The 15865-nt window shown below is 63.4% G+C and carries 10 protein-coding genes; 8 read left to right on the top strand and 2 right to left on the bottom strand.

The window, feature by feature from the left end:
* Positions 1-2 precede the first annotated feature (2 nt).
* The 4 genes from rplL (at position 3) to CK218_RS18595 (ending at position 9870) form a co-directional block, all read left to right on the top strand.
* Positions 3-383: a 50S ribosomal protein L7/L12 gene (rplL, locus tag CK218_RS18610; protein WP_066989581.1), complete on the top strand. Its 381-nt coding sequence runs from the start codon at positions 3-5 to the stop codon at positions 381-383.
* Positions 384-648: 265 nt separating this feature from the next.
* The gene (gene rpoB, locus CK218_RS18605) at positions 649-4785 is read left to right on the top strand and encodes a DNA-directed RNA polymerase subunit beta (RefSeq protein WP_095828498.1); all 4137 of its coding nucleotides are present in this window, start codon (positions 649-651) and stop codon (positions 4783-4785) included.
* Positions 4786-4931: 146 nt separating this feature from the next.
* The gene (gene rpoC / locus CK218_RS18600) at positions 4932-9128 is read left to right on the top strand and encodes a DNA-directed RNA polymerase subunit beta' (protein WP_095828640.1); all 4197 of its coding nucleotides are present in this window, start codon (positions 4932-4934) and stop codon (positions 9126-9128) included.
* A gap of 76 nt (positions 9129-9204) precedes the next feature.
* Entirely contained in the window at positions 9205-9870 is a 666-nt protein-coding gene (locus CK218_RS18595; protein WP_095828497.1) for an O-methyltransferase, read from the top strand.
* 27 nt (positions 9871-9897) lie between these two features.
* Here CK218_RS18595 and CK218_RS18590 read toward each other — a convergent pair whose 3' ends face one another.
* Together CK218_RS18590 and CK218_RS18585 are read right to left on the bottom strand one after the other, a co-directional pair.
* Positions 9898-10827, bottom strand: a complete 930-nt coding sequence (locus CK218_RS18590) for a Gfo/Idh/MocA family oxidoreductase (RefSeq protein ID WP_095828496.1) — start codon at positions 10825-10827, stop codon at positions 9898-9900.
* Between the two features lie 97 nt (positions 10828-10924).
* Complete coding sequence (locus CK218_RS18585; RefSeq protein ID WP_066989908.1) at positions 10925-11206, bottom strand: transcriptional regulator; 282 nt, start codon at positions 11204-11206, stop codon at positions 10925-10927.
* A 463-nt stretch (positions 11207-11669) separates the two neighbouring features.
* On the opposite strand from CK218_RS18585, the gene rpsL reads away from it, so the two are divergent.
* The 4 genes from rpsL to tuf form a co-directional block, all read left to right on the top strand.
* Entirely contained in the window at positions 11670-12041 is a 372-nt protein-coding gene (rpsL, locus tag CK218_RS18580) for a 30S ribosomal protein S12 (RefSeq protein ID WP_006202128.1), read from the top strand.
* A gap of 62 nt (positions 12042-12103) precedes the next feature.
* Positions 12104-12574: a 30S ribosomal protein S7 gene (gene rpsG / locus CK218_RS18575; protein WP_095780442.1), complete on the top strand. Its 471-nt coding sequence runs from the start codon at positions 12104-12106 to the stop codon at positions 12572-12574.
* 29 nt (positions 12575-12603) lie between these two features.
* Positions 12604-14694 (top strand): elongation factor G, encoded by a 2091-nt coding sequence (gene fusA / locus CK218_RS18570; RefSeq protein ID WP_067321482.1) that lies wholly within the window; start codon positions 12604-12606, stop codon positions 14692-14694.
* Between the two features lie 101 nt (positions 14695-14795).
* Positions 14796-15865 (top strand): elongation factor Tu (tuf, locus tag CK218_RS18565; RefSeq protein WP_095828495.1); only part of this gene is annotated, 1070 nt, incomplete at its 3' end.

The following is a 15865-nucleotide window of genomic DNA, read 5'->3' as shown; positions in this document are numbered from 1 at the left end:
AAATGGCTGATCTGGCAAAGATCGTAGACGACCTTTCGAAGCTGACCGTCCTCGAGGCGGCCGAGCTGTCGAAGCTCCTGGAAGAGAAGTGGGGCGTTTCGGCTGCTGCTCCGGTGGCGGTTGCCGCTGCTGGCGGTGGCGCTGCCGCTGCTGCTGCTCCGGCTGAAGAGAAGACGGAATTCGACGTCGTTCTCGCCGACGCCGGCGCCCAGAAGATCAACGTCATCAAGGAAGTCCGCGCCATCACCGGCCTTGGCCTCAAGGAAGCCAAGGACCTCGTCGAGGCGGCTCCGAAGCCGGTCAAGGAAGGCGTTTCCAAGGCCGATGCTGACAAGTTCAAGGCTCAGCTGGAAGCAGCTGGCGCCAAGGTCGAGCTGAAGTAAGCCTTATGGTTGAGGGCGGACGGCCTCGCGCCGGCCGCCCCCTCCCTTGACGAAAGGGAGGCTTCGTTGCGCGAGACGTTTGAAAACCTCTTTCCTGAGGGCCGGAAGCGGCCTTCAGGAAACGGGTTTTCTCCCGTTTTTACCGGCAGCCCCCAAGCAATTGGAAGGGCGGCCGGAAAACAGACAGGGGCGGCCGGCGAGCGGCCCATTGGTGCAAGGCGAACCGCGGCGAGGTTCGCCCCGAGTTTTGAGCTAAGGAGCGACGATGGCCCACACCCAGACTTTCAATGGCCGCAGACGCGTACGCAAGTTCTTCGGGAAGATCCCGGAAGTTGCGGAGATGCCGAACCTCATCGAGGTTCAGAAGGCATCCTATGACCAGTTCCTGATGGTGGACGAGCCCAAGGGTGGGCGTCCGGACGAGGGGCTGCAGGCTGTTTTCAAGTCGGTCTTCCCGATCTCCGATTTTTCCGGCTCCTCGATGCTGGAATTCGTGAAGTATGAGTTCGAAGGACCGAAATTCGACGTCGACGAATGCCGTCAGCGCGACCTGACCTATGCTGCGCCGCTGAAGGTGACGCTGCGCCTCATCGTGTTCGATATCGATGAGGATACCGGCGCGAAATCGATCAAGGACATCAAGGAGCAGGACGTCTATATGGGCGACATGCCGCTCATGACGTCGAACGGCACCTTCATCGTCAACGGCACCGAGCGCGTCATCGTCTCGCAGATGCACCGTTCGCCGGGCGTCTTCTTCGACCACGACAAGGGCAAGTCGCACTCGTCGGGCAAGCTTCTGTTTGCCGCGCGCGTCATCCCCTATCGCGGCTCGTGGCTCGACATCGAGTTCGATTCCAAGGACGTGGTCCACGCCCGCATCGACCGCCGCCGCAAGATTCCGGTGACGTCGCTGCTGATGGCGCTCGGCATGGACGGCGAAGAGATCCTGTCGACCTTCTACAACAAGATCACCTACAAGCGTGCCGGCGACCACTGGCGCATCCCGTTCAATGTCGAGCGCTTCCGCGGCCTCAAGGCTGTCGGCGACCTGGTCGACGCCGACACGGGCGAGATCGTCGTCGAGGCCGGCAAGAAGATCACCGCCCGCCAGGCCCGCCAGCTCGGCGAAAAGGGTCTCAAGGCGATCAAGGCGACCGACGAGGACCTGCTCGGCAACTACCTGGCCGAGGACATCGTCAACTACGCCACCGGCGAGATCTTCCTCGAGGCCGGCGACGAGATCGACGAGAAGACGCTGAAGGTGCTGCTCGGCACCGGCGAGGACGAGATCCAGATCCTCGACATCGACCACGTCAATGTCGGCGCCTACATCCGCAACACGCTCGCCGTCGACAAGAACGAGAGCCGCCAGGACGCGCTGTTCGACATCTACCGCGTCATGCGTCCGGGCGAGCCGCCGACGCTCGAGACCGCCGAAGCGATGTTCAACTCGCTGTTCTTCGACAGCGAGCGCTATGACCTGTCGGCTGTCGGCCGCGTCAAGATGAACATGCGCCTCGAGCTCAAGGCCGAGGACACCGTGCGCGTGCTGCGCAAGGAAGATATCCTGGCCGTGGTCAAGACGCTGGTCGAGCTGCGCGACGGCAAGGGCGAGATCGACGACATCGACAATCTCGGTAACCGCCGCGTCCGCTCGGTCGGCGAGCTGATGGAGAACCAGTACCGCGTCGGTCTGCTGCGCATGGAGCGCGCGATCAAGGAGCGTATGTCCTCGATCGAGATCGACACGGTCATGCCGCAAGACCTGATCAACGCCAAGCCGGCGGCCGCCGCCGTGCGCGAGTTCTTCGGCTCCTCGCAGCTCTCGCAGTTCATGGACCAGACCAACCCGCTGTCGGAGATCACCCACAAGCGTCGCCTGTCGGCGCTTGGACCGGGCGGTCTGACCCGCGAGCGTGCCGGCTTCGAGGTGCGCGACGTGCATCCGACGCACTACGGCCGTATCTGCCCGATCGAGACGCCGGAAGGCCCGAATATCGGTCTGATCAACTCGCTCGCCACCTTCGCGCGTGTCAACAAGTACGGCTTCATCGAGAGCCCGTACCGCAAGATCGTCAACGGCAAGCTGACCAATGAAGTCGTCTATCTGTCGGCGATGGAGGAGGCCAAGCACCACGTCGCGCAGGCCAACGCCGAGCTCGACAAGAACGGCAGCTTCGTCGACGAGTTCGTCATCTGCCGCAACGCCGGCGAGGTGATGATGGCGCCGCGCGAGAACGTCGACCTGATGGACGTGTCGCCGAAGCAGATGGTGTCCGTGGCCGCGGCCCTCATCCCGTTCCTCGAGAACGACGACGCCAACCGCGCGCTGATGGGCTCGAACATGCAGCGTCAGGCCGTGCCGCTGGTGCGCGCCGAGGCGCCGTTCGTCGGCACCGGCATGGAGCCGGTCGTGGCCCGTGACTCAGGCGCCGCCATCGGTGCCCGCCGCGGCGGCGTGGTCGACCAGGTGGACGCCACCCGTATCGTTATCCGCGCCACCGAAGATCTCGACCCGGGCAAGTCCGGCGTCGACATCTACCGGCTGATGAAGTTCCAGCGTTCGAACCAGAACACCTGCATCAATCAGCGTCCGCTGGTTCGTGTCGGCGACCGGGTGAACAAGGGCGACATCATCGCCGACGGTCCGTCGACCGAGCTCGGCGATCTGGCGCTCGGCCGCAACGTGCTGGTCGCGTTCATGCCTTGGAACGGCTACAACTACGAGGACTCGATCCTGCTCTCCGAGCGCATCGTGGCCGACGACGTCTTCACCTCGATCCACATCGAGGAGTTCGAGGTCATGGCCCGCGACACCAAGCTCGGACCGGAGGAGATCACGCGCGACATTCCGAACGTCTCGGAGGAAGCGCTGAAGAACCTCGACGAGGCCGGCATCGTCTATATCGGCGCGGAAGTGCAGCCGGGCGACATCCTGGTCGGCAAGATCACGCCGAAGGGCGAAAGCCCGATGACGCCGGAAGAGAAGCTCCTGCGCGCCATCTTCGGCGAAAAGGCCTCGGACGTTCGCGACACCTCCATGCGCATGCCTCCGGGCACCTTCGGCACGGTCGTCGAAGTGCGCGTCTTCAACCGTCACGGCGTGGAGAAGGACGAGCGCGCCATGGCGATCGAGCGCGAGGAGATCGAGCGTCTGGCCAAGGACCGCGACGACGAGCAGGCGATCCTCGATCGCAACGTCTATTCGCGCCTGTCGGACATGCTGGTCGGCAAGGAAGCGATTGCCGGGCCGAAGGGCTTCAAGAAGGGCTCGAAGCTGTCGAAGGACACGCTCGACGAGTATCCGCGCTCGCAGTGGTGGCAGTTCGCCGTGGAGAACGAAAAGCTCCAGAGCGAGCTGGAAGCCCTGCGCGGCCAGTACGACGACTCCAAGAAGGCGCTCGAGCAGCGCTTCATGGACAAGGTCGAGAAGGTGCAGCGCGGCGACGAGATGCCTCCGGGCGTCATGAAGATGGTCAAGGTCTTCGTGGCGGTGAAGCGCAAGATGCAGCCGGGCGACAAGATGGCCGGCCGTCACGGCAACAAGGGCGTGGTGTCGCGCATCGTTCCGGTCGAGGACATGCCTTTCCTCGAGGACGGCACGCATGCCGATATCGTGCTCAACCCGCTGGGTGTGCCGAGCCGCATGAATGTCGGCCAGATCCTGGAAACGCATCTGGGCTGGGCCTGCGCCGGCATGGGCAGGAAGATCGGCGAGCTGATCGACGCCTACAAGGCTGGCGGCGACATCAAGCCGCTGCGCAAGACGCTGGAAAGCTTCATGCCTTCCAACGACCGCAACGAGCCGGTCCGCGACTATGACGACGAGAGCATCATTCGCCTGAGCGAGCAGATGCGCCGCGGCGTCTCCATCGCGACTCCGGTGTTCGACGGCGCGCACGAAGCCGACATCAACACCATGCTGCAGCAGGCGGGCCTGCACACCAGCGGTCAGTCGCAGCTTTATGACGGCCGCACCGGCGAGCCGTTCGATCGCAAGGTGACGATGGGCTACATCTATATGCTCAAGCTTCACCACCTGGTGGACGACAAGATCCACGCGCGCTCGATCGGTCCGTACTCGCTCGTCACCCAGCAGCCGCTGGGCGGCAAGGCGCAGTTCGGCGGCCAGCGCTTCGGCGAAATGGAGGTCTGGGCGCTGGAAGCCTACGGCGCCGCTTATACGCTGCAGGAGATGCTGACGGTGAAGTCGGATGACGTTGCCGGACGCACCAAGGTCTACGAGGCGATCGTGCGCGGCGACGATACGTTCGAAGCCGGCATTCCCGAGAGCTTCAACGTTCTCGTCAAGGAGATGCGCTCCCTCGGCCTCAATGTCGAACTGGAGAACACCAAGTTCGAAGACGCTGCCGTGCGGCTGCCCGATGCTGCCGAATAGGGGCGCGGCCGAATAAGGGTAATGGCGCGCCGCGAAACGACGCGGCGCGCCGCACAAATTCTCGGCCGGTCAGGCCGGCCAGTCTGCGGGCATTCGGCCCGCGCTCGATGCAAGGGGTTTTCGAGGACCCCGAAAAGGAGAACGGCATGAACCAAGAGGTCATGAATCTCTTCAACCCCCAGGCGCCTGCGCAGGTGTTCGATTCCATCCGGATCTCGCTCGCCAGCCCTGAGAAGATTCTGTCCTGGTCGTTCGGTGAGATCAAAAAGCCGGAGACCATCAACTACCGCACCTTCAAGCCGGAGCGTGACGGTCTGTTCTGCGCGCGCATTTTTGGTCCGATCAAGGACTACGAGTGCCTGTGCGGCAAGTACAAGCGCATGAAGTACAAGGGCGTCATCTGCGAAAAGTGCGGCGTCGAAGTCACGCTGTCGCGCGTCCGCCGCGAGCGCATGGGCCATATCGAGCTCGCCGCCCCCGTCGCCCATATCTGGTTCCTGAAGTCGTTGCCTTCGCGCATCGGCACGCTGCTCGACATGACGCTGAAGGATATCGAGCGCGTCCTCTACTTCGAGAACTACATCGTCACCGAGCCTGGCCTCACCGCGCTGAAGGAGCACCAGCTGCTCAGCGAGGAAGAGTACATGCTGGCCGTCGACGAGTATGGCGAGGACTCTTTCACCGCCATGATCGGCGCCGAGGCCATCCATGACCTGTTGGCCGGCATGGATCTGGAGAAGATCGCCGGCGACCTGCGCTCGGAGCTGGCTTCGACCTCGTCCGAGCTGAAGCAGAAGAAGCTTCTGAAGCGGCTCAAGGTCGTCGAGAACTTCATGGAATCCGGCAACCGACCGGAATGGATGATCATGAAGGTCGTCCCGGTGATCCCGCCGGACCTTCGCCCGCTGGTCCCGCTGGACGGCGGCCGCTTCGCCACGTCCGACCTCAACGACCTCTATCGCCGCGTCATCAACCGCAACAATCGTTTGAAGCGGCTGATCGAGCTGCGCGCGCCCGGCATCATCGTGCGCAATGAAAAGCGCATGCTGCAGGAGGCCGTCGACGCGCTGTTCGACAACGGCCGCCGCGGCCGCGTCATCACCGGCGCCAACAAGCGTCCGCTGAAGTCGCTGTCCGACATGCTCAAGGGCAAGCAGGGTCGGTTCCGCCAGAACCTGCTCGGCAAGCGTGTCGACTATTCTGGCCGCTCGGTCATTGTGACCGGTCCGGAACTCAAGCTGCATCAGTGCGGCCTGCCGAAGAAGATGGCGTTGGAGCTGTTCAAGCCCTTCATCTACGCCCGCCTCGATGCCAAGGGTTTCTCCTCGACCGTCAAGCAGGCGAAGAAGCTGGTCGAGAAGGAGCGTCCGGAGGTCTGGGATATCCTCGACGAGGTCATCCGCGAGCATCCGGTGCTCTTGAACCGCGCGCCGACGCTGCACCGCCTCGGCATCCAGGCGTTCGAGCCGATCCTGATCGAAGGCAAGGCGATCCAGCTGCATCCGCTGGTCTGCACGGCCTTCAATGCCGACTTCGACGGCGACCAGATGGCGGTCCATGTGCCGCTGTCCCTGGAAGCGCAGCTCGAAGCGCGCGTGCTGATGATGTCGACCAACAACATCCTGCACCCGGCCTCCGGCGCGCCGATCATCGTGCCGTCGCAGGACATGGTTCTCGGTCTCTACTATCTGTCGATCGTCAACCAGAACGAGCCGGGCGAAGGCATGGTGTTCGCCGACATGGGCGAGCTCCAGCATGCGCTGGAGACCAAGGCGGTGACCCTGCACGCCAAGATCAAGGGCCGCTTCCGCACCGTCAATGCCGAAGGCAAGACGGTGTCGAAGATCTATGAAACCACGCCCGGCCGCATGATCATCGGCGAGCTTCTGCCGAAGAACGTCAACGTGCCGTACGACATCGCCAACCAGGAGATGACCAAGAAGAACATCTCCAAGATGATCGACACCGTCTACCGCCACTGCGGCCAGAAGGAGACGGTCATCTTCTGCGACCGCATCATGGCTCTCGGCTTCGCGCATGCCTGCCGCGCCGGCATTTCGTTCGGCAAGGACGACATGGTGATTCCGGACACCAAGCTGAAGCTGGTCTCCGATACCGAGGCTTTGGCCAAGGAGTACGAGCAGCAGTACAATGACGGCCTGATCACGCAGGGCGAGAAGTACAACAAGGTGGTCGACGCCTGGGCCAAGTGCTCGGAGAAGGTCGCCGACGAGATGATGGCCCGCATCAAGGCCGTCGAGTTCGAGGAAAACGGCCGTCAGAAGCCGATGAACTCGATCTATATGATGTCGCATTCGGGTGCGCGCGGTTCGCCTACCCAGATGCGCCAGCTCGCCGGCATGCGCGGCCTGATGGCCAAGCCTTCGGGCGAGATCATCGAGACGCCGATCATCTCGAACTTCAAGGAAGGCCTCACCGTGCTCGAGTACTTCAACTCGACCCACGGCGCCCGCAAGGGTCTGGCCGACACCGCCTTGAAGACGGCGAACTCGGGGTACCTGACCCGCCGTCTGGTCGACGTGGCGCAGGACTGCATCGTCAATTCGCTGGATTGCGGCACCGACAAGGGCCTCACCATGCAGCCGATCGTCGATGCCGGTCAGATCGTCGCCTCGGTCGGTCAACGCGTGCTCGGCCGCACGGCGCTCGATGACATCAACCACCCGGTCTCCGGCGAAGTGCTGGTCAAGGCCGGCAAGCTGATGGACGAGCGTGACGTGGAGCAGATCGAGAAGGCCGGCGTGCAGTCGGTACGCATCCGCTCGGCGCTGACCTGCGAGGTCAGGACCGGCGTCTGCGCGGTCTGCTACGGTCGCGATCTTGCCCGCGGCACGCCCGTCAACCAGGGCGAGGCCGTCGGCGTCATCGCGGCGCAGTCGATCGGCGAGCCGGGCACCCAGCTCACCATGCGCACCTTCCACATGGGCGGCACCGCGCAGGTGGTGGATTCTTCGTTCCTCGAAGCCTCCTATGAGGGCAAGGTCGAGATCCGCAACCGCAACGTGGTGCGCAATTCCGAAGGTCAGCAGATGGTGATGGGCCGCAACATGGCGGTTCTGATCCTCGACGAGGCCGGCAAGGAACGCGCCACGCACCGCGTCGCCTACGGCTCGCGCATCTTCGTGGATGACGGCGACAAGGTGAAGCGCGGGCAGCGCATCGCCGAGTGGGATCCTTACACCCGCCCGATCCTCACCGAAATCGAGGGCAAGGTGGCGTTCGAGGATCTGGTCGACGGCATCTCCGTTCAGGAGACGGCCGACGAGTCGACCGGCATCACCAAGCGTGAGGTCATCGACTGGCGTTCGACGCCGCGCGGCAGCGACCTGAAGCCGGCGATCGTCGTGCAGGACGCCAAGGGCAAGGTGGGCAAGCTGTCGAAGGGCGGCGATGCACGTTTCCTGCTCTCGGTCGAGGCCATTCTCTCGGTCGAGCCGGGCGCGCATGTCCGTCCGGGCGACGTGCTTGCGCGTATCCCGATGGAAAGCGCCAAGACCAAGGACATCACCGGCGGTCTGCCGCGGGTGGCCGAATTGTTCGAGGCTCGCCGTCCGAAGGATCACGCCATCATCGCCGAGATCGACGGCACGGTCCGCTTCGGCCGCGACTACAAGAACAAGCGCCGCATCATCATCGAGCCGCACGACTCGACGCTGGAGCCGGTCGAGTACCTGATCCCGAAGGGCAAGCCGTTCCATCTGCAGGACGGCGACGTCATCGAGAAGGGCGACTACATCCTCGACGGCAACCCGGCGCCGCACGACATCCTCGCGATCAAGGGCGTGGAGGCGCTTGCGTCCTACCTCGTCAACGAGATCCAGGAGGTCTACCGCCTGCAGGGCGTGTCGATCAACGACAAGCACATCGAGGTGATCGTTCGCCAGATGCTGCAGAAGGTCGAGATCACCACGCAGGGCGACTCGACCTACATTCCGGGCGACCACGTCGACGTGATCGAGCTGGAAGAGGTCAACGAGCGGTTGATCGAGGACGGCAAGAAGCCGGCCGAAGGTCAGCCGGTGCTGCTCGGCATCACCAAGGCCTCGCTGCAGACGCCGTCCTTCATCTCGGCCGCGTCCTTCCAGGAGACGACCAGGGTGCTGACGGAAGCCGCGGTCGCCGGTAAGACCGACATGCTGCAGGGTCTGAAGGAGAACGTCATCGTCGGCCGCCTGATCCCGGCGGGCACGGGCGGCACGATGAGCCAAATAAGGCGCATCGCCACCTCGCGCGACGAGCTCATCATCGACGAGCGCCGCAAGGCCTCCGGTGTCGAGGTCGCCGAGCCGATGCTGACCAACATGGTCAACGCCGCGCAGTAAGCGCGGATGGAGTGTGAGAAAGAAAAGGGGCCCGCGTGGCCCCTTTTTTCATTCGGGTTATGAACGAGGAAAAACCATGAGCGCCAGGACCTGGACAGCTGTCGACGACTACATCGTCTCCTCTCTTTTCGATGCGGATCCCGCGCTAGACGCCGTGCTTGCGGCCAACCGCGAGCAGGGCCTGCCGGCGATCGACGTCTCGGCCGCGCAGGGCAAATTGCTTTCGCTTCTGGTGCGGATTCGTGGCGCAAGGAAGGTGCTCGAGATCGGCACGCTCGGTGGTTACTCGACCATCTGGATGGCAAGGGGCCTGCCTGCCGATGGCAGAGTAGTGACGCTGGAGCTTGAGCCGCACCGTGCCAAGGTCGCGCGCTCGAACTTCGAGCGGGCAGGGGTTTCCGACAAGGTGGATCTGCGGCTCGGGCCAGCTCTTCAATCGCTAGCAGCCTTGGTCAGCGAAAATGCCGGTCCGTTCGACCTGATCTTCATCGACGCCGACAAGCCGAACAACCCGAATTATCTCAGCTGGGCCATGCGGCTGTCGCGCTCCGGAACGGTCATCGTTTGCGACAACGTCATCCGCGACGGCGCCGTCGTCAAAAAGGACAGCGGCGATGCCAATGTCGAAGGCGCCCGCGCGGCGTTCTCCTTCATCGGCGGCGAGAAGCGGCTGGACGGCACCGCCATCCAGACCGTCGGCGCCAAGGGCTATGACGGCTTTGCGATAGCGATCGTGGACTGACGCCGGCGCTGCACCCGGGGCTTGCTGTTAATCGAAGAAAGGCTCGACCACATTGCGCTTGCCGAGCATGAAGGCGTCGGCGACGTGCTGGAGCGGGGCCAGGTCGACGTCGCAGATGCCGGCGCGGACAATCTCGGCGAAACGCTTGTAGAGCATCGGATATTCGGCTTCCGGCTCGTCATGGATGATCTTGCCGTCGACGGCGAGCTTTGCGCCGCCGCCCGAAAGCACCATCTTGCCCTTGTCGGTCTCGGCCAGGATGTCCCAGTTCTGCGGACCGGTCTGCAGCCAGTCGAGCTCCATCGTCACCGGAAGCCCGTTCGAGGTGCGGAAGGTGACATGCGCCGCGACCGGCGAGGCGCGGTTCTCGGGGAAGTCGAGCACGGCCGAGGTGATGAACATCGGCGGCAGGATGTGGGTGGCGATCGATAGCGCGTTGATGCCGGGATCGAACACGCCGAAACCGCCCGGCGCCCAGATCCATTCCTGGTTCGGGTGCCAGCGGCGCACGTCTTCCTTCCAGTTGATCGCCGCCGAGTCGATTCTGGCCGAAGCCAGGAAGGCGCGCGCGGCCTCGACCGCCGGCGCGTAGCGCGAATGCCAGCTGGCGAAAAGCGAAACGCCTTTCTTCGCGGCAATCGCCTTCAGGTGCTCGACCTCGCTGACGGTGGCGCCCGGCGGCTTCTCCATGAAGACGTGCTTTCCCGCCTCGATCGCGGTGCGCGCGGCGTCATAGCGGAACTGCGGCGGCATGCAGAGCGAGACGGCTTCCAGGCCCGGCTCGGCCTTGAGCATCGCCTCGATCGTCGGATAGTTCGGGATGCCGTCCACCTTGGCATGGCGGCTGGCGGCGGCCGCAAGCTGATAACTGCTGTCCTTGGCCAGTGCCGGAAGATGCTGGTCGCGGACGATCTTTCCCACGCCGACGATACCGATCCTGATGGGGTTGCTGGTCATTGGGACTCCGAGGGATGGAAGAAGTAGGTGTTCTTAGGCAGGACAACGGTGCCCGGCAAGCCTGGACGAAATCGTGATCTCGCGATCCCTCACGGGATCAGCTCGGCTCGTCGAAGGTAACGATCGAGACTTCGCCCTCCAGCGCGCCCTGATAGGCGGACAGATGCGGCTCTTCGTCGGGGGTGCCTTCCATGTCGCCGATCTGGTCGAGCTCGGCTTCGGCGAATCCTTCGGCGGCGAGCGATTCGAGCGCGCGGCGGACGGCAGAATCATCGTCGGGCGCGACCAGCATCACATGCACGCCTTCCGGCTTGCCGCCTTTTCGCCGCCACACCCGGCCGGTGATGATGGTGACCGGGCGCTCCTCGTTGTCGTTCACGGGCTGATTCCTCCGGAAGCGGGGAGTTTTGCCATTCATGCCGCCTTACTTGCACGAAGCCGGCCGAGATGACAGGCGAAAGCGGGTCACTTTCTTCCTCGCTCTTGAAAAAAGACGCAAGAAAATTACATGCGTTTTCCGCATGGCTGCCAAGCTCCGGATCGGGCGCAATATTTGCCGTTCCGGGGTTGACGGATAGGGGGCTTGCGAGTAGAAGCCGCCACGTCAGAACCGATGTGAGACTTGCTTTTCCAAGGCGACGCGCCTTGGAGTTTGCCTCAAACAGGGTTCGTTTTACGAGCGAAAAGACATCTCCGGCGCGCATGAAGCGGCTTCCGCTTCCTCTGCAATTTGTTCGGGCAGGACCGCGAGGCGCGGTGTGTTGCCCGAATTCGCGTATGGAAATGACGCTTTGAGCGGCCCTGACAGGGCAAGACACGGAATTGAGAGACAAGAGGGTTTAATGCCTACCGTCAACCAGCTGATCCGCAAGCCGCGCCTGGCGCCGGTGAAGCGCAACAAGGTCCCGGCCATGCAGCAGAACCCGCAGAAGCGGGGCGTCTGCACGCGCGTCTACACGACGACGCCGAAGAAGCCGAACTCGGCGCTGCGCAAGGTTGCCAAGATCCGTTTGACCAACGGTTTCGAAGTGATCGGCTACATCCCGGGCGAAGGCCATAACCTTCAGGAGCACTCGGTGGTCATGATCCGTGGCGGCCGCGTCAAGGATCTGCCGGGCGTCCGCTATCACATCATCCGCGGCGTGCTCGACACCCAGGGTGTGAAGAACCGCAAGCAGCGCCGTTCGAAATACGGTGCCAAGCGTCCGAAGTAAGGGTTTCCGGCTTCGGCGCTTTTTTTGACTGCGCCGTGCCACGAGATTGAGAGACAAAAGCCATGTCCCGTCGTCACAGTGCAGAAAAGCGTGAGATCAATCCGGACCCCAAGTTCGGCGATCTGGTCGTCACCAAGTTCATGAACGCCGTCATGTATGACGGCAAGAAGTCGGTTGCCGAGACCATCGTCTACGGCGCGCTGGACCAGGTCCAGTCCAAGACCAAGCAGGAGCCGGTCGCCGTCTTCCACCAGGCGCTCGACAATGTCGCGCCGCATGTGGAAGTGCGTTCGCGTCGCGTCGGCGGCGCCACCTACCAGGTTCCGGTCGACGTGCGCCCCGAGCGCCGCCAGGCGCTGGCCATCCGCTGGCTGATCGCCGCCGCGCGCAACCGCAACGAGACCACGATGGTCGACCGCCTCTCGGGCGAGCTGATGGACGCGGCCAACAACCGCGGCACGGCCGTTAAGAAGCGTGAAGACACCCACAAGATGGCGGAAGCCAACCGCGCCTTCGCGCACTACCGCTGGTAAAGCGCGAACGAGACTGAGAGGCACCTCCCATGGCCCGCGAATACAAAATCGAAGACTACCGCAATTTCGGTATCATGGCGCATATCGACGCCGGCAAGACGACGACGACCGAGCGCGTCCTGTACTACACGGGCAAGTCGCACAAGATCGGCGAAGTCCATGACGGCGCTGCCACCATGGACTGGATGGAGCAGGAGCAGGAACGCGGCATCACCATCACCTCGGCCGCGACCACGACCTTCTGGAAGGGTCGTGACGGCAAGATGCGCCGCTTCAACATCATCGACACTCCCGGACACGTCGACTTCACAATCGAGGTCGAGCGCTCGCTGCGCGTGCTCGACGGCGCCATCGCGCTGCTCGATGCCAACGCCGGCGTCGAGCCGCAGACCGAGACCGTGTGGCGCCAGGCCGACAAGTACCACGTGCCGCGCATGATCTTCTGCAACAAGATGGACAAGATCGGCGCCGACTTCTACCGCTCGGTGGAAATGATCGGCTCGCGCCTCGGCGCGCAGGCCGTCGTCATGCAGCTGCCGATCGGCGCCGAGACCGAGTTCAAGGGCGTCGTCGACCTCGTCGAAATGAACGCGCTTGTCTGGCGCGACGAGACGCTGGGCGCTGCCTGGGACGTCGTCGAAATCCCGGCCGACCTCAAGGACAAGGCTGCTCAGTATCGCGAGAAGATGATCGAGGCCGCCGTCGAGATGGACGAGACCGCGCTCGAGAATTACCTCGAAGGCAACATGCCGTCGAACGACGAGATCCGTGCGCTGATCCGCAAGGGCACCATCGCGGTCAAGTTCTTCCCGATGTTCTGCGGCTCGGCCTTCAAGAACAAGGGCGTGCAGCCGCTGCTGGACGCCGTTGTCGAATACCTGCCGTCGCCGATCGACGTGCCGGCCATCAAGGGTGTCGACGCCAAGACCGACGCCGAGATCGAGCGTCATGCCGACGACAACGAGCCGCTGTCGATGCTGGCGTTCAAGATCATGAACGACCCGTTCGTCGGCTCGCTGACCTTCGCTCGCATCTATTCGGGCAAGCTCACCAAGGGCACCTCGCTCGACAACACCGTGAAGGGCAAGAAGGAGCGCATCGGCCGCATGCTGCAGATGCATGCGAATTCGCGCGCCGATATCGAGGAAGCCTATGCCGGCGACATCGTCGCGCTGGCCGGCCTCAAGGACACGACGACCGGCGACACGCTCTGCGATCCGCTGCATCCGGTCATCCTCGAGCGCATGGAATTCCCCGATCCGGTCATCCAGATCGCCATCGAGCCGAAGACCAAGAACGATCAGGAAAAGATGGGCCTCGCGCTGCATCGCCTGGCGGCCGAGGATCCGTCCTTCCGCGTCAAGACCGACGAGGAAAGCGGTCAGACCATCATCGCCGGCATGGGCGAGCTGCATCTCGACATCATCGTCGACCGCATGCGCCGCGAGTTCAAGGTGGAAGCCAATGTCGGCGCTCCGCAGGTGGCCTATCGCGAGACGATCACCCGGACCCACGAGCAGGACTACACGCACAAGAAGCAGACGGGCGGCACCGGCCAGTTCGCTCGCGTCAAGATCGTGTTCGAGCCGAACACCGAGAGCGAAGAGTTCCTGTTCGAGTCCAAGATCGTCGGCGGTGCGGTGCCGAAGGAATACATCCCCGGCGTCGAGAAGGGCATCCAGAGCGTCATGGGTTCCGGCCCGTTTGCCGGCTTCCCGATGATCGGTGTCAAGGCGACGCTGATCGACGGCGCCTTCCACGACGTCGACTCCTCGGTGCTGGCGTTCGAAATTGCCTCCCGCGCCTGCTTCAAGGAAGCGGCCCCGAGGCTCGGCGTGCAGCTGCTGGAGCCGATCATGAAGGTCGAGGTCGTGACGCCGGAAGACTATGTCGGCGGCGTTATCGGTGACCTCAACGGCCGTCGCGGCCAGATCCAGGGCCAGGAAGCGCGTGGCGTGGCAGTCGTCATCAACGCGATGGTGCCTTTGGCCAACATGTTCAAGTACGTCGACAATCTGCGTTCGATGTCGCAGGGCCGCGCCCAGTACACGATGCAGTTCGACCACTATGAGCCGGTCCCTACGGCGGTGGCCCAGGAAGTCCAGAAAAAGTACGCGTGAGAATGCCTGTGCCACCGGAACCGCGGCTCTTACGCGTTTCCGGTTCGGCTGGAGCGAATATCAATTTCCCCGAGCGGGATGAGTAAAGACGGAGAAATACAGTGGCAAAAGGTAAATTCGAGCGCACCAAGCCGCATGTGAACATTGGCACGATCGGCCACGTCGATCATGGCAAGACGTCGCTGACGGCGGCGATCACGAAGTATTTTGGCGAATACAAGCGCTATGACCAGATCGACGCGGCGCCGGAAGAGAAGGCGCGCGGCATCACCATCTCGACGGCGCATGTCGAGTACGAGACGGCCAACCGTCACTACGCCCATGTCGACTGCCCCGGCCATGCCGACTATGTGAAGAACATGATCACCGGCGCCGCGCAGATGGACGGCGCGATCCTGGTGGTTTCGGCCGCCGACGGCCCGATGCCGCAGACCCGCGAGCACATCCTTTTGGCCCGCCAGGTCGGCGTGCCCTCGATCGTGGTGTTCCTGAACAAGGTCGACCAGGTCGACGACGCCGAGCTGCTCGAGCTGGTCGAGCTCGAGGTTCGCGAGCTGCTGACCAAGAACGAGTTCCCCGGCGACGACATTCCGATCGTCAAGGGCTCGGCTCTGGCTGCGCTGGAAGATTCGAACAAGACCATCGGCGAGGACGCCATCCGCGAGCTGATGGCGCAGGTCGACGCCTACATCCCGACGCCGGTCCGTCCGCTGGACAAGCCGTTCCTGATGCCGATCGAGGACGTGTTCTCGATCTCGGGCCGCGGCACGGTCGTGACCGGCCGCGTCGAGCGCGGCGTGGTCAAGGTCGGCGAGGAATTGGAGATCGTCGGCATCCGTCCGACGGCCAAGACCACCTGCACGGGCGTCGAGATGTTCCGCAAGCTGCTCGACCAGGGCCAGGCCGGCGACAACATCGGTGCGCTGTTGCGCGGCATCGACCGCGAGGGTGTCGAGCGCGGCCAGGTTCTGGCCAAGCCGGGTTCGGTGAAGCCGCACAAGAAGTTCGTGGCCGAAGCCTACATCCTGACCAAGGACGAGGGCGGCCGTCACACGCCGTTCTTCACCAACTACCGGCCGCAGTTCTACTTCCGCACCACCGACGTGACCGGCATCGTGACGCTGCCGGCCGGCACCGAGATGGTGATGCCCGGCGACAACATCACCGTCGA

Origin of the sequence: Mesorhizobium sp. WSM3879, from assembly GCF_002294915.1 — a bacterium.
Lineage (GTDB): Bacteria > Pseudomonadota > Alphaproteobacteria > Rhizobiales > Rhizobiaceae > Mesorhizobium.
Note: the sequence above shows the minus strand (reverse complement) of the source record. Positions and strands in the feature narration are given on the sequence as shown.

Coding starts and splice junctions, on each gene's coding strand:
- rplL (WP_066989581.1), top strand. CDS start 3: ATGGCTGATCTGGCAAAGATCGTAGACGACCTTTCGAAGCTGACCGTC.
- rpoB (WP_095828498.1), top strand. CDS start 649: ATGGCCCACACCCAGACTTTCAATGGCCGCAGACGCGTACGCAAGTTC.
- rpoC (WP_095828640.1), top strand. CDS start 4,932: ATGAACCAAGAGGTCATGAATCTCTTCAACCCCCAGGCGCCTGCGCAG.
- CK218_RS18595 (WP_095828497.1), top strand. CDS start 9,205: ATGAGCGCCAGGACCTGGACAGCTGTCGACGACTACATCGTCTCCTCT.
- CK218_RS18590 (WP_095828496.1), bottom strand. CDS start 10,827: ATGACCAGCAACCCCATCAGGATCGGTATCGTCGGCGTGGGAAAGATC.
- rpsL (WP_006202128.1), top strand. CDS start 11,670: ATGCCTACCGTCAACCAGCTGATCCGCAAGCCGCGCCTGGCGCCGGTG.
- rpsG (WP_095780442.1), top strand. CDS start 12,104: ATGTCCCGTCGTCACAGTGCAGAAAAGCGTGAGATCAATCCGGACCCC.
- fusA (WP_067321482.1), top strand. CDS start 12,604: ATGGCCCGCGAATACAAAATCGAAGACTACCGCAATTTCGGTATCATG.